Annotated in this window: 17 protein-coding genes; 5 read left to right on the top strand and 12 right to left on the bottom strand. The window is 66.9% G+C overall.

Features of this window, described 5'->3' with window-relative positions; genetic code table 11:
* Positions 1-43: 43 nt before the first annotated feature.
* From moaC to QBJ92_RS04710, 4 genes are read right to left on the bottom strand one after another with little or no spacing between them, the layout of a single operon-like run.
* Entirely contained in the window at positions 44-511 is a 468-nt protein-coding gene (gene moaC, locus QBJ92_RS04725) for a cyclic pyranopterin monophosphate synthase MoaC (protein ID WP_277968538.1), read from the bottom strand.
* Positions 508-1,293 (bottom strand): indole-3-glycerol phosphate synthase TrpC, encoded by a 786-nt coding sequence (gene trpC, locus QBJ92_RS04720; RefSeq protein ID WP_277968537.1) that lies wholly within the window; start codon positions 1,291-1,293, stop codon positions 508-510. The genes moaC and trpC overlap by 4 nt, the downstream gene beginning before the upstream one ends.
* Complete coding sequence (gene trpD / locus QBJ92_RS04715; protein ID WP_277968536.1) at positions 1,290-2,285, bottom strand: anthranilate phosphoribosyltransferase; 996 nt, start codon at positions 2,283-2,285, stop codon at positions 1,290-1,292. The genes trpC and trpD overlap by 4 nt, the downstream gene beginning before the upstream one ends.
* Positions 2,282-2,866 (bottom strand): anthranilate synthase component II, encoded by a 585-nt coding sequence (locus QBJ92_RS04710; RefSeq protein ID WP_277968535.1) that lies wholly within the window; start codon positions 2,864-2,866, stop codon positions 2,282-2,284. The genes trpD and QBJ92_RS04710 overlap by 4 nt, the downstream gene beginning before the upstream one ends.
* A 123-nt stretch (positions 2,867-2,989) precedes the next feature.
* Between QBJ92_RS04710 and QBJ92_RS04705 the strand changes: the two genes are divergently transcribed.
* Positions 2,990-3,427 carry a hypothetical protein gene (locus QBJ92_RS04705; protein ID WP_277968534.1) on the top strand — a complete coding sequence of 146 codons (438 nt, stop codon included), beginning with the start codon at positions 2,990-2,992 and terminating at the stop codon, positions 3,425-3,427.
* 55 nt (positions 3,428-3,482) lie between these two features.
* On the opposite strand, the gene QBJ92_RS04700 is transcribed toward QBJ92_RS04705, so the two are convergent.
* Together QBJ92_RS04700 and QBJ92_RS04695 are read right to left on the bottom strand one after the other, a co-directional pair.
* Positions 3,483-5,006 (bottom strand): anthranilate synthase component I family protein, encoded by a 1,524-nt coding sequence (locus tag QBJ92_RS04700; protein ID WP_277968533.1) that lies wholly within the window; start codon positions 5,004-5,006, stop codon positions 3,483-3,485.
* A complete protein-coding gene (locus QBJ92_RS04695) occupies positions 4,990-6,939 on the bottom strand; it encodes a peptidylprolyl isomerase (RefSeq protein WP_277968532.1) in 1,950 nt (649 codons plus the stop codon). Before QBJ92_RS04695 ends, QBJ92_RS04700 begins: the two co-directional genes overlap by 17 nt.
* A 135-nt stretch (positions 6,940-7,074) precedes the next feature.
* Between QBJ92_RS04695 and tpiA the strand changes: the two genes are divergently transcribed.
* Both tpiA and QBJ92_RS04685 read left to right on the top strand, forming a co-directional pair.
* Positions 7,075-7,812: a triose-phosphate isomerase gene (gene tpiA, locus QBJ92_RS04690; RefSeq protein ID WP_277968531.1), complete on the top strand. Its 738-nt coding sequence runs from the start codon at positions 7,075-7,077 to the stop codon at positions 7,810-7,812.
* A 154-nt stretch (positions 7,813-7,966) separates the two neighbouring features.
* Positions 7,967-8,467, top strand: a complete 501-nt coding sequence (locus tag QBJ92_RS04685) for a GNAT family N-acetyltransferase (protein WP_277968530.1) — start codon at positions 7,967-7,969, stop codon at positions 8,465-8,467.
* Between the two features lie 10 nt (positions 8,468-8,477).
* Here QBJ92_RS04685 and QBJ92_RS04680 read toward each other — a convergent pair whose 3' ends face one another.
* From QBJ92_RS04680 to QBJ92_RS04660, 5 genes are all read right to left on the bottom strand, one after another.
* Entirely contained in the window at positions 8,478-8,870 is a 393-nt protein-coding gene (locus tag QBJ92_RS04680) for a hypothetical protein (RefSeq protein ID WP_277968529.1), read from the bottom strand.
* Positions 8,867-10,258, bottom strand: a complete 1,392-nt coding sequence (locus QBJ92_RS04675; protein WP_277968528.1) for a leucyl aminopeptidase family protein — start codon at positions 10,256-10,258, stop codon at positions 8,867-8,869. The genes QBJ92_RS04680 and QBJ92_RS04675 overlap by 4 nt, the downstream gene beginning before the upstream one ends.
* Positions 10,255-11,652 (bottom strand): serine hydrolase domain-containing protein, encoded by a 1,398-nt coding sequence (locus tag QBJ92_RS04670; RefSeq protein WP_277968527.1) that lies wholly within the window; start codon positions 11,650-11,652, stop codon positions 10,255-10,257. Before QBJ92_RS04670 ends, QBJ92_RS04675 begins: the two co-directional genes overlap by 4 nt.
* A gap of 72 nt (positions 11,653-11,724) precedes the next feature.
* Complete coding sequence (gene rimO / locus QBJ92_RS04665; RefSeq protein WP_277968526.1) at positions 11,725-13,056, bottom strand: 30S ribosomal protein S12 methylthiotransferase RimO; 1,332 nt, start codon at positions 13,054-13,056, stop codon at positions 11,725-11,727.
* Between the two features lie 117 nt (positions 13,057-13,173).
* Positions 13,174-15,237 (bottom strand): M13 family metallopeptidase, encoded by a 2,064-nt coding sequence (locus QBJ92_RS04660; protein ID WP_277968525.1) that lies wholly within the window; start codon positions 15,235-15,237, stop codon positions 13,174-13,176.
* Positions 15,238-15,373: 136 nt separating this feature from the next.
* Between QBJ92_RS04660 and QBJ92_RS04655 the strand changes: the two genes are divergently transcribed.
* On the top strand, positions 15,374-16,975 hold the full coding sequence (locus tag QBJ92_RS04655; protein ID WP_277968524.1) for a carboxyl transferase domain-containing protein: 1,602 nt from the start codon (positions 15,374-15,376) through the stop codon (positions 16,973-16,975).
* Positions 16,976-17,157: 182 nt separating this feature from the next.
* Here the strand turns inward: QBJ92_RS04655 and QBJ92_RS04650 are convergent, their stop codons facing one another.
* Entirely contained in the window at positions 17,158-17,574 is a 417-nt protein-coding gene (locus QBJ92_RS04650; RefSeq protein ID WP_277968523.1) for an endonuclease domain-containing protein, read from the bottom strand.
* Positions 17,575-17,675: 101 nt separating this feature from the next.
* On the opposite strand from QBJ92_RS04650, the gene QBJ92_RS04645 reads away from it, so the two are divergent.
* Positions 17,676-18,164, top strand: a complete 489-nt coding sequence (locus tag QBJ92_RS04645) for a nuclear transport factor 2 family protein (RefSeq protein WP_277968522.1) — start codon at positions 17,676-17,678, stop codon at positions 18,162-18,164.

Here is an 18,164-nt window from a genome sequence, read left to right as displayed (position 1 = left end):
GGACGCGGTAGGGGCTAACCCCGCCGCAGGCCGGCACCAGGGTTCAGCGCGCCCAGTCGCCCGACTTGCCGCCGACTTTCGTCAGCAGTTGGATGTCGCGGATCGTCATCGCCTTGTCGATCGCCTTGGCCATGTCATAGACCGTCAGTAGCGCGACCGTCACCGCGGTCAGCGCTTCCATTTCCACCCCGGTCTTGCCCTCGGTCGCCGCGGTTGCGGTTGCGACGACTCCCGAGTCATCAATCGCAAGGTCGATCGCGACGCGCGTGAGCGGCAAGGGGTGGCACAGCGGGATCAGATCGCTCGTCTTCTTCGCGCCCATGATCCCGGCGACGCGCGCAACCGCAAGCACGTCGCCCTTGATCGCGCTGCCGTCGCGGATTGCGCGGACGGCCTCGGGCACCATGTCGATCCGGCCACTGGCGACCGCCTCGCGGCGCGTCGGGGCCTTCCCCCCGACATCGACCATATGCGCCGCGCCCGCCGCATCGAGGTGCGTCAGGCCGCTCATCCGATGAGCGCGCGCGTCGCGGCCTCGACGTCGGGCTGGCGCATCAGCGCCTCCCCGATCAGGAAGCAACGGATGTCCTGTTCCGCCATCGCGTCGAGATCGGCGCGCGTCGTCAGTCCGCTTTCGGCGACGAACGTGCAGTCCTTGGGCGCCTTCGACACGAGCTCGCGAGTGCGCGCGAAATCCACGGTAAAGGTGCGCAAATCGCGGTTGTTGACGCCGATCAGCCGCGACTTGAGCTTCATTGCGCGCTCCATCTCGCTTTCCGAATGGACCTCGACCAGCACGTCCATCCCGCATTCCAGCGCGCTCGCCTCAATCTCGGCGAGCACCGTGTCATCCAGCGCCGCCATGATGAGCAGGATCGCGTCCGCGCCGATCCCGCGCGATTCCGGGACCTGCCACGGGTCGACCATGAAATCCTTGCGCAGCACCGGCAGATCGCACGCCGCGCGTGCCGCGACCAGAAACGCGTCCGATCCCTTGAACCACGCTTCGTCGGTCAGCACCGACAGGCAGGCGGCGCCGCCTGCGGCATAAGCGGCGGCATGCGCCGGGGGGTCGAAGTCCTCGCGGATCAGGCCCTTCGACGGGCTCGCCTTCTTGATCTCGGCGATGAGCGCGAAGCCCGTCTTCGCGCGTGCGTCGAGCGCGGCGCGGAATCCGCGCGGCTTGGTCTGCGCGGCGATCCGTGCATCGAGTTCGGACATCGGGATCGTCGCCTTGCGCGCGGCGACATCGGCGCGCTTGGTTTCGAGGATGCGGTTGAGAATATCGGTCATGAATAAGCGATCCAGCGATCGAGCAGGGCGTTGGCAGCACCGGAATCCAGTGCGTCGGCGGCGATGTGTACACCTTGCGGCAGGGTTTGCGCGGTTCCGGCGACGATCAGCGCCGCGGCCGCGTTGAGCAGCACCGCATCGCGATACGCGCCTTTCTCTCCCAGCAACAGACGGCGCAGCGCGGCGGCGTTATACGCCGGGTCGCCACCGACGATCGCGCTGATCGGGTGGCGCGGCAGACCGGCATCCTCGGGCGTGATCCGCTCGGGCAGGGTGGTGTTTCCGATGCTGACCGCACGCGACGGGCCTGCGCACGAGATCTCGTCCAGCCCTTCCTCGCCTGACACGACCACCGCGGCTTCGGTGCCGAGCTGTTCGAGCGCGGCGGCATAGGTTGCGGCGTAGTCGGGCCTGGCGATACCGATTAGCTGGCGCGTCACACCCGCCGGGTTGGCGAGCGGACCCATCAGGTTGAAGATCGTGCGGCGCCCGATCCGCTGCCGGATCGGGGTGATCCGGCGCATCGCGGGGTGATGATTGGCCGCGAACAGGAAGGCGATGCCGATCTCGTGGAGGCTCGCCTCCGCGTTTGCGCCCGCCCGCTCCATGTCGAGGCCGAGGATCTCCAGCGTATCGGCGGCGCCCGCCTTGGAGGAGGCAGCACGGTTGCCGTGCTTGGCAACCGGAACGCCGGTGCTCGCGACGACGAGCGAGACCGCAGTCGAGACGTTGAGCGTGTGATGTCCGTCGCCACCGGTCCCGCACACGTCGATCGCCCCTGCGGGGGCGGAGATCGGGATCAGCCGGTTGCGGAGCGCCCGGGCGGCTTCCGCGATCTCGATGCTCGATTCTCCCCGTTCGGTCAGACCGATCAGGAACGCTGCGATCGCGTCGTCGGTAGCATGGCCGTCCAGCACGTCGACGAACGCCTGCGCCGCGGTTTCGCGGTTGAGCGGGGTGCTCGGGTCCGGGAGCAGCGTAAGGGTGCTCATGCGGCGCCCTTGCGGACGATGCCCGCGTCCGACAGGAAATTCGCCAGCAGCGCATGGCCATGTTCGGTGGCGATGCTTTCCGGGTGGAACTGCACCCCGTGGATCGGGAGCGTGCGATGGCGAACACCCATCACCGACCCGTCGTCCGCGTGTGCGTTGGCGACGAGCGCGTCGGGCATGTCTTCCACGATCAGCGAATGATAACGGGTCGCGGTGAAGGGCGAGGGGAGGCCGGCGAAAACGCCGCTGCCGTCATGCGTGACGGGAGACGTCTTGCCGTGCATCAGACCGCCGCGCACGACCGAACCCCCGAAATGCTGGCCGATCGCCTGATGGCCGAGACACACGCCGAGCAGCGGTCGACCCGCCTCCGCGCACGCTGCAACGAGATCGAGCGAAACGCCCGCTTCGGTCGGGGTCTTCGGGCCGGGCGAAATCAGGAACCCCTGCGCGTTGCTCGCCATGGCGTCGGCGGCGGTCAGCGCATCGTTTCGGACGACCTTCACTTCCGCGCCCAACTCCATCAGATAATGGACGAGGTTCCAGGTGAAGCTGTCGTAATTGTCGATGACGAGGATCATCCTCGCGCCGCTACCGTGTTTGGGGATATACCACAACGGTTACGCGGTCGGACGATCACACGAGCGGTTCAGGGTGGATCAACCTTGCCCCCCGCACGTTGATGAACCTCAGGAGAATTGAACATGTTGCGCACTTTAGCCGTGATTGGATTGCTGGCCGCGCTGCCCGCCACGGCCTTGGCTCAAACGGCCGCGTCCGGCTCTCAGCAACAGGCCGAGTCGGGGAAGCCGCCGCAGCGGATTCGATCGGTGACGATCACGGGGAATCAGGCGTGCCCCAAGTCGAGCGACCCCGATGCCGAGATTGTCGTGTGCGCTCGAGTCGGCGAGCCGTACCGCATCCCGAAGGAGTTGCGCGACGACAAGCCGATCGCAGCGCAGAACCAGAGCTGGGTCAATCGCACGGCCGTGGCCGACGAGGCCGGGCGGCGCGCTGGCGGCTTGCCTGATACGTGTTCGCCCGTCGGATCGGGTGGCCAGACCGGCTGCGGCAAGCTTCGCGCCGAGCAGTTTGCGGCCGAGCGGGCTGAGGCACGCCGTCAGGCTGAGATCATTCCATAAGGCGAACGTCCTTTCCCGGTGAACATCGGGGAAGGACGGCCTTTGAGAACTGGCGTTACTGGCCGTATGCCGTAGCCGCTGAACGCGCGAGCGCCTCGCGCGCGGCGGCGAGCAACGCGCCGGCCTTGGCCTCGCATTCGCGTTGTTCGGAGATCGCCACGCTATCGGCAACGATGCCCGCGCCGGCCTGAACGTGCATGACCCCGTCCTTCACCACCGCCGTACGCAGAACGATGCATGAGTCCATCGACCCGTCGGGCGAAAAATAGCCGACGCCGCCCGCATAGGCACCGCGGACCGCATCCTCGAGTTCCGCGATGATTTCACACGCGCGCACCTTGGGCGCACCGGAGACTGTGCCCGCGGGGAATCCGGCAAACAGCGCGTCCAGCGCGTCCTTGTCCGGCGCGAGCCGACCGACGACGTTCGACACGATGTGCATGACGTGACTGTAGAATTCGGTCGTGTAGCTCGCGGTCACCGTGACACTGCCAGCTTCCGCCACGCGCCCCACGTCGTTGCGTCCGAGATCGAGCAGCATCAGATGTTCGGCGCGCTCCTTGGGATCGGCGAGCAATCCCGCGCGATTGGCTTCGTCTTCCGCCGCAGTCTTGCCGCGCGGTCGCGTTCCGGCGATCGGGCGGATCGTCACTTCGCCGTCGCGCACGCGCACCAGAATTTCAGGCGATGAGCCCGTCAGCGCGAACCCCGGCAGATCGAGGTGGTACAGGAACGGCGACGGATTGATCCGCCGCAGCGCGCGATACAGTTCGAACGCGGGAAGCGGGAACGGCGCGGTGAACCGCTGCGCCAGCACGACCTGGAAGATGTCGCCCGCGACGATATAGTCCTTCGCGCGCGCCACCATCTCCGCATAGCGACCGGGCGCGAGCGTCGAGGTCAGCGCGATCTCGGCGGCGGTTTCGGTCCGCACCGGGGCGGGGAGCGTCGCGGTCGCCAGACGGGCGGCGACGGCATCGATCCGCTCGAGTCCCTGGGCAACGATCGCGTCTGGATCACGAGTCGCATCGGGCCAGACCGGCGCCACCACGAACAACGCATCGGCGAGCCGATCAAAGATCAGGATCACGGTCGGGCGCACGAAGATCATGTCGGGCAGGCCGAGCGCGTCGTTGGTCGGGCGCGGCAGGCGTTCGACCAGGCCGATCGTCTCATAGCCGAAATAACCGACCAGGCACGCAAGCGCGCGGGGGAGTTCGGCGGGAACGTCCATCCGGCACGATGCGACCAGCGTGCGCAGTGCGTCGAGCGTCGGTTCGCTGCACGGCGCGAAGGCCTCGCGATCGGTCAGCCACGCGGGGTTGATCTCGGCAGCCGCGCCGTGCGCGCGGAACAGCAGATCCGGCGCTAGACCGATCAGGCTGTGGCGACCGCGCGTCTCGCCGCCCTCGACCGACTCGAGCAAGAAGTCTCCGCGCCCCGGCTCGATCAGCTTGAGCGCGGCGGCGACGGGGGTTTCGGTATCGGCGATCTGGCGCTGCCACAGCAGCGCGGGACGTCCGCTCGCGAGCGCGAGCCGTGCCGCCGCCGCGTCCGGACGATCAGGGCTGGTCGGCACTGGCGACGCCCAGGAGTTCGGCCTTCAAGGATGCGATGGCTTTCGCGTTGCGCGACGTGCCGATCGCATTCTGCACGGCCTTGCCGAACTGCGAAACATATTCGCGCCCGACGACGTTGCCGATGTCGCTTTGCGTCCCGGCGATCACCTTGGCGTTGCCTTGCGCATTGCCGGGGGTGATCGTGTCGAGGTGAACGATTACCCAGCCGGACTTGTCAGGCGCTTCCAGCAGCTTCGTCGTCTTCGCGGGCATGGCGAACATCAGCGCGAGCGGCGGGGGCACGCGCTGCGGGTTGCCGATCAGCGCGGCGCGGGGCCCCGTGACGGGCTGTAGCGGCGGGAGCTTGAGGCCCGTCGCGACGAGCGCCTGGGGCAACGGCGTTCCCTTGTTGGCGGTGGCGACAACCTTCGCGGCAACCTCGCGCGCGGCACGCTGTGCCCGATCGAGCTGGTAGTCCCGAACGACCGTCTCGCGGATCTGCGCGAGCGGACGCGGCGCGGCGGCGATCACCTTGTCCAGCGTCACCAGCGCGAAGCTGCCGTCCTGGCCGAGCGGGACCGTCTGCGGCTGGTCTCCGGCCGATGCGGCGAACGCGGCGGCGAGGATCGGGGTCAGCGCGGGATCGGGTTTGGCGGTCGGCGTATCGATGTTCTGGCCGCTCGCGGTCAGCGCTGGCGTGGTCTGCGCGGTGAGCTGGTTCTTGGTGACCAGTCCGTCGAAGCTCGTCTTGCCGAGGGCATCGTCGAACGCGGCGCGCTTTTCGGTCAGCAGCGCGGTCGTCTTTTGCGGGGCAAGCGACGCCTTGAGCTCGGGGGTCGCCTCGGCAAGCGACCTGGCGGCTTGCGTGCGGACCGACGCGACCTTCGCGACGACGAAGCCGAGCGGTGCGCGCAACGGCCCGACGACGTCGCCGGTCTTGGCGGCGAACACCGCATTGGCGATCTCGGGCGAGGACTGGCCGGCGAAGGCGGCCTTCTGCGTATCCTTGACCGTGGCGGGCTCGAGACCAGCGGCACGGGCGACCTGTTCGATCGGCGCGCCACCGCGCACCTTGGCGGCAAGCGCCGTCGCGGACGCCTTGTCGCCGACGACGACCTGAACGATCGTGCGGAGTTCGGCAGCCGCGTACTTCTGGGCCTGTGCCTTATAGGCGGCGGCGATTTCGGCGTCGCTCGGCGCGGCCTGCGCGGCGAGCGATGCGGGGGTCAGTGTCGCGTAGCGGACGATGCGGCGCTCGGGCAGGCGATATTTGCCGCTGTTGCGCGCATAATAGGTCGTCAGCTCGGCGTCGGTCGGCGCCGGCCCGGCGGGCATGGCCGCAGCGGGGATGAAGCCGATTTGGCCGCTGCGCTTTTCCAGCAGAAGGTTGGCGTAGGGCACGGCGAGACCAACCGGCACCTGCTTCGCCTGGATCGGCGACAGCAGCAACTGCCGGGTCAGCACCTGATCAGTGGTCTGGAGCCGGACTTCCGCATCGGTCATCCCGATCTGGCGCAGCACCTGCTCGTACTTTTCCTGGCTGAACTTGCCGTCCAGCCCGGCGAGCCCGGGCTGGCTCGCGATCAGGCCGTCCACGGCGCGCTTGCTGACGACCATGCCCTGCTTCTGCGCGAACTGCCGGAAGGCGGTCGAGTCGATCAGCCGCTCCAGCGTCGCTTCATAGCCACCGCCCGCAACGAACTGCTGCGTGTCGAGCGTCGGCTGCTGCTGGCGATAGGTGTCGACGTCGCGGGCGACGGCGGCGCGCAGTTCGCTGATCGTGATCGTCTTGTTGCCGACCTTGACCGCGACATCGGCCGCATTGACCGTCGTACCGGTCGCCGTGCCGCTGTGGTCCGACAGGACGAAGGCCAGGCCGAGCAAGGCGACGAAGCCGAGCGCAACGGCCCCGCCGAGCGGGTGGCGGATCATTCGACGGAAGAAACTGAGCATGGTCGGGGTCGGCCGATCTGTCGTGTAAAAGGAGCGAAGAGCGGTTGCTTTACGGGCAGGGCGGTGTTGCATCAAGCTTGTGCAGCACGCCTGTGGCGCTATCGCTGTCCGCAAGAGCAAACGGAGAGACGCAGAATGATGCGACGCAAGCTGGTGGCGGGCAACTGGAAGATGAACGGCAGCCATGCCGCGCTTTCCGAACTGACGGCGATTGCAGAGGCGGCGAGCGCCGCGAGCGCGGTCGATGTGGCGATCGCGATGCCGGCGACGCTGATCGCGCCCGCCGTGGCGTTCGCGCCGGGCTTTGCGTTCGGCGGACAGGACGTCCATTCCGCGGAAAGCGGCGCCCACACGGGATGCCTGTCCGCCGGGATGCTGGTCGAGGCCGGCGCGCGGTTCACGATCGTCGGGCATAGCGAGCGCCGCGCGGATCAGGGCGAGACGAGCCAGGACGCGTGGGCGAAAGCGAGCGCGGCGCATCGCCATGGACTTTCCGTCATCCTCTGCGTCGGCGAAACCGATGCCGAACGTGACGCCGGGCGCGCTGCGCGCGTCGTCCAGGCGCAGATCGAAAAATCGGTGCCAGACCTCGCCAACGGCGATTGGCTGACGATCGCCTACGAACCACGCTGGGCGATCGGCACCGGTCGCACGCCGACGCTCGACGAAATCGCAGAGGTGCATTCGATCGCGCGTGCCAAGCTGCGGACGCTGGTCGGGGATGCGGCGGACGGGATCCGGATCATCTATGGCGGATCGGTGACGGGCGCGAATGCTGCCGCCATCCTAGAGACCGAAGACGTCGACGGCGCGCTGGTCGGCGGCGCGAGTTTGGCCGCCGCGAAGTTCGTACCGATCATCGAGGCGGCATGACCCGGCTGGCGCAGGGATGACCGCTGCGTTGACTCCGGAGCTGCTCGCGGGCTGGCTTTCGGCACGGTCAATCGCGCGCGGGGTTCCAGCGCCGGTCGAGGATGGTGGTGGGTGACGCGTCGATACCGCGAGTGCGGCGGAGCGCTGTCGGTACGTGTTCCTCGACGCTGACGACGGGTTCCGTGCCCTGGCCGACGCGATCGATACGCCGCGCATGTTCCTGAAGGCGTGTGCGCCCCCAACGGACGTGCTGGCGATCGTTCCGCCACGCTGGACGCTGCAATCGGTCGCGTGGATGATGCTGCAGGTGCCGCAAGCCACCGATCCTGCGGCGCGGCTACCGAACGGCTACAGGCTTGACCTAACGACGCAAGACGAGGTCCTGTACGCCGTCGTGCTGGACGCCGCAGGAAGTCCGGCGGCGAGCGGCTATGCAGCGTCGGCGGGCGGCGTCTTTTGTTACGACCGGATCGTGACCCAGCCGGATCATTACCGCCGGGGTCTAGGACGGGTGATCATGGCGACGCTGGGGCAGCATCAACCGGCAGGGACGCACCGCGTCCTCGCGGCCACCAATGCCGGGCGTGCATTGTACGAAACGCTGGGGTGGCAGGTCGTTGCGCCGTATACGACGATCGAGATCGCCCAGCCCTGATCGTCGGTGGTCAGGCTGGAGGCGGGGCGAGCCCGATCAGTTTCATTGCGACCGCCTGCGCCACCATCGTCCCCAGCCAGAACAGGCTGTCGCGGACGATCTGCCCGGCGCGCGCACCACGATAGCTTTGCGTGATCGCGACGACCGGCAGGACGAACCCGATCCAGATCACCACTGCGCTGCCGACCGCCATGATCCACGGCGCTGCCTTGGGCGGTGCGAGGATCAGAGCGCCCGCGAGGATCGACGCGAACCAGAACAGCCCGAGTGTGCCGAGCACCAGCGTCGACATCCGCAACCGAGGCGCGCCCCGGTCGAAGGTCGCGCGATACGCTGCGCCCAACAGCATCCCGATCCCCGTCGCGACGAGGATCGGCGCGAGGTTGAGCAGGATATAGATCACGCCGCCGGATACCGCGCCTTGAGCATTGCCCAAGCCGCACGCAGCCCGAGCGCTTCGCCGCCCTTGGGGCGACCCGGCTTGGCGGACGGCCGCCACGCGAAGGTGTCGAAATGCGCCCAAGGCGTGTTTGCGGGAATGAACCGGCGTAGGAACAGCGCCGCGGTCACCGACCCGGCAAAGCCGCCATCGGGCGCGTTGACCATGTCCGCGATGTCGGAGGCGAGCATATCGTCATATCCGTCCCACAACGGCAACCGCCACAGCGGATCGCCGGTCGCGGTCCCGGCCGCGAGCAGCGCCTCGGCCAAGGCGTCGTCATTGGCGAAGGTCGCGGGCAGATCCGGGCCGAGCGCCACGCGCGCCGCACCGGTCAGCGTCGCGAAATCGAGGATCAGCGTGGGGGCGTCCTCTCCCGCGCGCGTGATCGCGTCGGCGAGGACGAGGCGCCCCTCCGCGTCGGTGTTGGTGTTCTCGACGGTCACGCCCTTGCGGGTCGCGAGCACGTCGCCCGGGCGGAAGGCGTTGCCCGAAATGCTGTTCTCGACCGCCGGGATCAGCAGATGCAGCCGAACGGGCAAACGCGCGCCCATGATCAGCAACGCCAGCGACAGCGCATGTGCCGCACCGCCCATGTCCTTCTTCATCAGGCGCATCCCCGACGACGGCTTGATATCGAGCCCGCCCGAATCGAAGCACACACCCTTGCCGATCACGGCGATCCGCGGATGCGCGGGGTTGCCCCATTCGACTTCGATCAGCCGGGGTTCGCGCCCCTTTGCCGCAGCCTGGCCGACCGCGTGGATCATCGGATAACCCTTCACCAGCGCGTCGCCCCGCGTGACGCTCAGCGTGCCGCCGTGCGCCTGCGCGAGCGCGGCGGCTTCCGCCTCCAGTTCTGCCGGGCCCATGTCGGCGGCGGGGGTGTTGACGAGATCGCGGACCTTGGCGACCGCCTGTGCGATCTGGAGGGTTTCCGCGATCCGCGCGGGCTCGCCCGTCAGCAGGACGCGCGGGCCGTCCGCCGCGTCATCCTTGCGGTAGCGGTGGAAGCCATGCTGTGCGAGCACCCAGCCGAGCATCGCGGCGCCGGGTTCGCCATTGGCAAGGCGGTAGGTGCCGGCGGGAAGCTGCGCGCCGAGCGACGCGATTCGCCACGGCGAATCGAGGCTTTCGTTGCAGACCAGCAGCATCGACCAGTCGTCCGCGCCATCACCCGGCAATACCGCGCGATTGCCGGGCTTCCCGGTCACGCGATGCGCCGCCACGGTGCTGCGCACGCGCTGCGGTTGTGCGGTCAGCCACGTTTCCCACGCATCGGGATGGACGACGTGAATCGTGCGCGCGGGTTGGCCGCGATCGGGTTGGAGCAGGGGGGCGAAATCGGTCATTGCGTTGGGGCCACGATGAATTGCTCCAGCTTTCCGTTGGTGCCGGGCTCGGCATAGGTGCTGATCGACAGGGTCGCGTCGGCATAGCGCACCCGGTACGACCGATTGACAAAGCCCCCGCGCAAGCGGGGCTTGCCGTTCTGGACGATCGCGACGGGCGCGCCGAGCGGGGCGAGGCTCGCGCGGTAATCGCCCAAGGTGGTCGGGGTGAAGTAGAAGTTCGCGTTCTCGGTCAGCATCGTGCGATCGAGCGACCCGTCGCGTAGCTGATCGAACACACGGCGCACCCGCGCCAGCGCGGCAGCGTCGGCGGGATCGGTCGCGGCCGGGCTCAACACGATGCCGGCGAGCTTCTGCGCGATTGTCTGATACGCATTGCTCGACCAGGTGTTGGTCAGCACGACGATCGCGGCTTTCTGGTCGGGATAGACGATGTTCTCCGACAGGAAGCCGACCGCCTCGCCGCTATGTTCGATGGTGCGGCGTCCGTCCGGAGTGCCCACAGAGACACCGAGGCCGTAGCCGCTAGTGCTTCCATCGGCGAGCTTGACCGGGGTCTCCTGTGTCGCCCAGTCCTCGGGAGCGAGCACGGTGTGGTCGAGCCGTGCCACATCCCATGTCGCGAGCGCGCGCGCGCTCATCGCGAGTTCGCCAGCGGCATAGAGCCACCCACGCGCGGGTGGCTGGACCGGGCGGACCGGTCCGAGCGCTGCGCGGCCATAGCCTTGCGGAAAGCCCGGGCCGACCGCCAGATCCTGATCGTAAACGGTCACGCCGAGCGGCTTGAAGATCCGGGCCTTGAGGAAGTCGAGCAGCGGCTTCCCCGACACTTTCTCGACAATCATGCCTGCGACGACATAGCCGGTATTGGAGTATTGCCACTGCGTGCCCGGTTTGAAATCAAGCGGCGTCTTCGCCCAGCGATCGACGATCTGCTGCGGCGTGACCGGGGTCGCCATCGCCTTGAAGCTGTAATCCTGCGGCCAGTAATCGCGCAGTCCCGACGTGTGGCTGAGCAACTGGCGGATCGTGATCGTGTCGCCGTTGGTGATGCCGGAAACGTATTTCGAAACGTGATCGTCGAGGCTCAGCTTGCCCTCGCGCTGGAGCAGCAGGATCGCCGCGGCGGTGAACTGCTTCGAAACCGACGCGATCTGGTACGGCGCCTCGTCGCGCGTCGTACCGGTCTCAGCCTGCTTGCCATACGCTTTGGCGTAAACGATTTGCCCGCCGCGCACGATCGCGACCGATGCCGAAGGGACGCCCGACTTAGCGAGCGTCGCGGTGACGGTCTGGTCGATCTGCGCGGTTTCCGCCGGGGTCAGCGACTGCGCTGCGGCGGGGGCAGCGACCAGCAGAAGGCCGGTCGCCAGCCAGGAATGAGCAAGCTTCACGGGAGCGGGATCCTCAACGAGACACGGGCCGATATGTCACCGTCCCATCCCGAAAGGGAAGGGGTGCCCGCGTCAAACGGTCGGGACGCCGTAAAGATCATGCTCGTCGGCATCTTCGATCGAAACCGCCACGATATCGCCGACCGACAGATGCCCGGCGTCGCGCAGGAACACCTCGCCGTCGATCTCGGGCGCGTCGGCCTTCGATCGGCCGGTTGCGCCGCCTTCGTCATCGACTGCGTCGATGATGACGTCGAGCGTGCGGCCGACCTTGGCCTGGAGCTTGTCCGCCGAGATGCGTGCGGTCAGTTCCATCAGGCGGGCGTAGCGCTCTTCCTTGATCTCCTCGGGCACGTGGTTGGGCAGGTCGTTGGCCGCAGCGCCCTCGACCGGCTCGAACCGGAACGCGCCGACGCGGTCGAGCTGCGCTTCCTCGAGCCAATCCATCAGATAGGCGAAATCGTCCTCGGTCTCGCCGGGGAAGCCGACGACGAAGGTCGAGCGGATCGCGATGTCGGGCGCGATGGTGCGCCAGTTTTTGATCCGCTCGAGCACCTTGGTCTCGTTCGCCGGGCGCTTCATCAGCTTGAGCACGGTGCGGCTGGCATGCTGGAACGGGATGTCGAGATAGGGGAGGATCAGCCCCTCGGCCATCAACGGGATGACCTGATCGACGTGCGGATAAGGGTAGACATAGTGGAGCCGCACCCACGCGCCGAGCTTGCCGAGTTCGCGCGACAGATCGGTCATGTGCGCGCGGACTTCGTTACCGTGCCACATCCGCGGCTGATGCCGGATGTCGACGCCGTATGCCGAGGTGTCCTGGCTGATGACGAGCAGTTCGCGCGTGCCCGCTTCGATCAGCTTCTCGGCTTCGCGCAGGATCGCATCGGGACGGCGGCTGACCAGGTCGCCGCGCAGACTGGGGATGATGCAGAAGGCGCAGCGGTGGTTGCAGCCCTCCGAAATCTTGAGATAGCTGTAGTGCCGCGGGGTGAGCTTGAGTCCGCTTTCGGGGACGAGATTGAGGAATGCGCTCGGCGGCATAGGGGCGGCGGTGTGGACCGCGCCAACGACTTCCTCATATTGATGCGCGCCGGTGACCGCAAGGATGCCGGGAAATTTCGCGCGGATCATCTCCGCTTCCTTGCCCATGCAGCCGGTGACGATCACGCGCCCGTTTTCCGCGATCGCCTCGCCGATCGCCTCGAGCGATTCTTCCTTGGCGGAATCGAGGAAGCCGCAGGTGTTGACCAGCACGACGTCCGCCCCCGCATAATCGGGCGACATGGCATAGCCATCGGAGCGCAGCTTGGTCAGGATCCGCTCGCTATCGACCAGATTCTTGGGACAGCCGAGCGAGACCATGCCGATTTTCGGCGGGGAGGGGAGTATTGTTGCCATGGGAATGGCGGCATGTAGGCGCGTTCGCGGGAATTTTCCAGCCAGTTGCGTCAGCGCGTCGATCGCGGCCGACGCGACGGCCCCCCGGCCTGAACCTGGGAACCGTCGCGGCGGGCTTTACCAGACGTGGACCCGGTCTGCCGGCGCGAGATACAGCTTGTCGCCGGGCTGGACCTTGTAGGCGGGATACCAGGCATCGAGGTTGCGGACCGTGAGGACGCGGAACATCGCTGGGGCGTGGACGTCGGTGGCGATGCGCGCGCGGAGCGCCTTGTCGCGCATCTTGGTGCGCCAGCTCTGCGCGAAGGCGAGGAAGAAGCGTTGGTCGCCGGTCATGCCGTCGATCACGGGGGGTTCCTTGCCGGCATAGGATGCACGGTACGCCTCGTAAGCGGCTGTAAGGCCAGCGGTATCCGCGATATTTTCGCCGAGTTCCTGGCGGCCCTTGAGCTTGAGGCCCGGAAGCGCTTCGTAGGCGTCATATTGCGCGATCAGCGCCGAGCCGGCCTGTTCGAACCGCTTCAAGTCGGCGGGCGTCCACCAGTTGCGATACTTGCCGGTCGAGTCGAAATCAGCGCCGAGATTGTCGAAACTGTGGCTGATTTCGTGCCCGATTACCGCACCTATAGCGCCATAATTGGCAGCCGAGTCGTATTTTGCGTCGAAATACGGCGCCTGCAAAATCGCCGCGGGGAAGTTGAGTGCGTTCTGGAGCGGCAAATTGACCGCATTGACGGTTTGCGGAGTCATCCACCATTCGGTCCGGTCGGGGGCCTTGCCGAGCTTGCCGACCTGATAGCGGTATATCGCCAGATCGGCGCGTTCGAGATTGCCGATCGGGTCCTTCGCATTGACCGCGAACTTGGGGAACGCGCGCCAGTGATCGGGGTAGCCGACGCCGACGTACAGCACCGAGAGTTTGCGGCGTGCCTCGGCCTTGGTCGCGGGGGCCATCCAGTCGAGCTTGCTGATCCGCTGGTCGAACGCGCCGACGATGTTCTTGACCATCGTCTGGATCTCGGCCTTCGACTGCGCGGAGAAATAGCGCGATGCGTACAGCCGCCCGACTTCATCGCCGAGCGCTGCGTTGACCGCCGCGATGCTGCGCTTGTCGCGGGTTTGCTGTGCCGGGGTGCCGTTCAACTGCTTGCCGTAGAAGGCGAAGCGCGCGTCATCGAACGCCTTTGGCAGGACCGACGCGACCGCCGAGATGCGATGCGCGGTCAGCCAGTCCTGCCACGCGTCGAGCGGTTCGCTGGCGACGAGCGCGGAGAGCTTGGTGATCGCTTCGGGCTGCCACGCGATGAAGTCCTGCTGGCCGGCGGGGATACCCGCGGCGGTCCAGTAGGTCGCCCAGTCGATCCCCGGCGCCTTGCGCGCGAAGTCGGCGCGGGTCCACGGGTTGTCGCCCTTGCTGGCGTCCTGACTTGCCTCGATGTCGGTCTGTGCGGCGGCGATCTTCATTTCCAGCGCGAAGACGCGCGCCGCGCGGGCGGCGGGGTCGCTCAGCCCGGCGAGGCCGAAGATCTGTGCAAGATACGCCTTATAGCCCTCGCGGAGTTCCGCCATCTGCGGGCTTGGCGACAGGTAATAATCGCGGTCCGCGAGGCCGAGGCCGCCCTGCATCAGATAGGGCACGTTGCGCTTGGGCTGGTTGAGATCCTGCGAAACGAACAGGCCGAACAGGTTGGTCGTGCTCGCGTAATTGTTGTTGTTGAACGGGTCGGTGTCGGCGCGCATCTGCGCGCCCATCACCTTCGCCAGTGCAGCCTTGTCGCGCAGCGCGTAATAAGGCGCGATCAGCGTCTTGAGCGGCGCGACCCCGCGCGCTTCGATCGCGGCGGCGTCGTGATAGGCAGCGTAATAATCCGCGATCAGCCGCTGGCTGCTGCCCGGGGCGGCGTTCGCCTTGGCGGCATCCTCGATGATCGTCGCGTTGCGCATCTCGGCGACCTTCGAGACTTCGACGCCGACACCGGTCGAGGAGCGCGCGGGCTCGATCTCGGCGGTCTTGCGCCAGGTGCCGTTGGCATAGTCGTCGAAATTGTCACCCGGCTTGACGCTTTGGTCGATCAACGCCTTGTCGACGCCCGATTGCGTGCCGACCGCCTGCGCTGCGAGCCCGGTGCCGATTGCCGAGGTCGCGAGCAGCGCGATGGAAAAGACGGTCAGGCGTTTCATCGACAAGTATCCTCGGTAACTATCACGTGGGGCGGCGATAGACCCGCGCCACGGTTCTGCCAATCGGCTTTCCTTCGCCGTCCGGGGTCGCTAGGCAGTTTCAAATGCAACGGATACTGCAAGCAGGAAACCGCCCTTGAGCGCCCCCGTCCTAGACTCTAAGATCAGCATCGACAGCGGCACTTTCAACGCCAATGCCGCGCACAATCGCGCGCTTGTAGAGCGGCTGGCGGCGGACGTCGCGACCGCCGCGCTGGGGGGCAACGCCAAGAGCCGAGAGCGCCATACCGCGCGCGGCAAATTGCTTCCGCGTGAGCGGGTCGAGCGGCTGCTCGATCCGGGGTCGCCGTTCCTCGAGATCGGCCAGCTTGCGGCGAACGGCCTGTATGATGACGAGGTGCCGGGCGCGGGCGTGATCGCGGGGATCGGGCGCGTGTCGGGGCGGCAGTGCATGATCCTGTGCAACGATGCGACCGTGAAGGGCGGGACCTATTATCCGCTGACCGTGAAGAAGCATCTGCGCGCGCAGGAGATCGCCGAGGCGAACCATCTGCCGTGCATCTACCTCGTCGACAGCGGCGGCGCGAACCTGCCGCATCAGGCGGAGGTGTTCCCGGATCGCGATCATTTCGGGCGGATCTTCTTCAACCAGGCGAACATGTCGGCGAAGGGCATTCCGCAGATCGCCTGCGTGATGGGAAGCTGTACTGCGGGCGGGGCGTATGTTCCCGCGATGTCGGACGAGACTATCATCGTGCGCGGGCAGGGGACGATCTTCCTCGCCGGACCGCCGCTGGTGAAGGCGGCGACGGGCGAGGTGATTTCGGCTGAGGAACTTGGCGGTGCGGATACGCATGGACGCAAGTCGGGCGTGGTCGATCATGTTGCGGAGGATGACGATCATGCTCTGACGATCGTGCGCGATATCGTTTCGATGTTGCCGCCGCAGACTGAGGGTGCGGTCAATTACGTCGAACCGCGGTTGCCGAAGTTTGCTGCCGAGGAATTGTACGGGATCGTGCCTGCAGATGTGCGTGCGCCGTATGACGTGCACGAGATCATCGCGCGGCTGGTCGACGGGTCGGAGTTCCACGAGTTCAAAGCGTTGTACGGGACGTCGCTGGTGTGCGGGTTTGCGCATATCTGGGGAATTCCGATCGCGATCCTCGCCAACAACGGCGTGCTGTTTTCGGAGAGCGCGCAGAAGGGCGCGCATTTCATCGAGCTCGCGTGCCAGCGGAAGATCCCGTTGCTGTTCCTGCAGAACATATCGGGGTTCATGGTTGGCGGGCGGTATGAGGCGGAGGGGATCGCCAAGCATGGCGCGAAGCTCGTTACCGCCGTTGCGACGGCTACGGTGCCCAAGATTACCGTGCTGATCGGGGGGAGCTTCGGGGCGGGGAATTACGGGATGTGCGGGCGGGCCTATTCGCCGCGGTTCCTGTTCAGCTGGCCCAACAGCCGGATCTCGGTGATGGGGGGCGAGCAGGCGGCTTCGGTGCTGGCGACGGTGCACCGGGATGCTGAGGGCTGGTCGCCGGATGAGGCGGAGGCGTTCAAGGCACCGATCCGGCAGAAATATGAGGATGAGGGCAATCCCTGGTATGCGACCGCGCGGCTGTGGGATGATGGGATCATCGATCCGGCGCAGACGCGCGACGTGCTGGGGTTGGCGTTCGCGGTGACGCTGAACGCGCCCATCCCGGAGCGGCCGGCGTTTGGCGTGTTCCGGATGTGATGGGGGTGCACGCTTTTCAATCCTCCCCCAACGGGGGAGGGGGACCGCCAGTCTTCTTCAGACTGGTGGTGGAGGGGTCTGCGCGACCGCAGACGTCGCACCCGGCATCCACCCCTCCACCGGTCGCTGAATGCTCACGGTCCCCCTCCCCGAGCAGAGCTCGGGGAGGATTTAGGAGAGAATCATTCCTTCCCGAGCTCGTTTCGGGGAGGGGGACCGCCCGGCGCAGCCGGGGGGTGGAGGGGTGCGCGCTCCGTAGCGTGCGCGACGATGGCCCGCAGGACTGCATCGAGGTCGCGCAGGATGTCGATTGCCGGGATTCGCAGCGTGACGATCCTCTGTGCTTCGAGCCAGGCGTCCCGTCTGGCATCGCGTTGCGGCCGGTCGCTGCGATTGTGTGCCTCGCCGTCAACCTCGATGCAAAGCCGCGCGGCATAGCAATAGAAATCGAGCGAGTAGTCGCCTGCGGGATGTTGCCGCCGCCATTTGTGCCCCGTGCCGCGTTTGCGCAACTGCTGCCACAGCAAGACCTCGGGCAAGGTCATTTCGCGCCGCGACGCGCGCGAGCGACGAAACGCGTCGGCTGTGCCCCTGATCATGCTGCTCGCTCCCCCAAGCGTCGCGCCAACCCCTCCACCATGCTTCGCATGGTCCCCCTCCCCGAGACAAGCTCGGGGAGGAATTTGCCGGAGTGCCTGCCATGTCGATGATCTTCGCCCTTCTCGCTGCGCAAATGTCGTCGCAAGTCACCCCGGTGCAACCGATGCCCAAGGGCACCGGCCTGCCGCCCCCCGCTTCCGAGGAGGGGCAGGTCCTCGCCCCCGTCACCGCGCTGCTTGCCGGGATCGGCGCGCGCGATGCTGCGCGGATCGGGGAGGCGATGCGCCCCGATGCGACTGCCACCGCAGCGACGGAAAACGCCGACGGTACCCGCACCGTAAAGCACATGACTCGCGCCGAACTGCTCGCACGTTTCGCCCCGGGAGCGGAGCAGTACGCGGAAAAGATCGCCACCCCCGCGATCGAGATCGACGGTGATATCGCCATGGTGTGGGCGCCTTATACCTTCAGCATCAACGGCGTGCGGCACCATTGCGGCTACGATCATTTCGATCTGGTCCGCGAGAACGGGCGCTGGCTGGTGCAGAACATCACCTGGTCGTCGCGGACGACGGGTTGCGAGAACTGA

It is taken from the genome of Sphingomonas echinoides (assembly GCF_029623395.1).
In the GTDB taxonomy this organism is placed as follows: domain Bacteria; phylum Pseudomonadota; class Alphaproteobacteria; order Sphingomonadales; family Sphingomonadaceae; genus Sphingomonas; species Sphingomonas echinoides_A.
The sequence above is the reverse complement of the archived record's forward strand: the minus strand, read 5'-3'. Positions and strand labels throughout refer to the sequence as shown.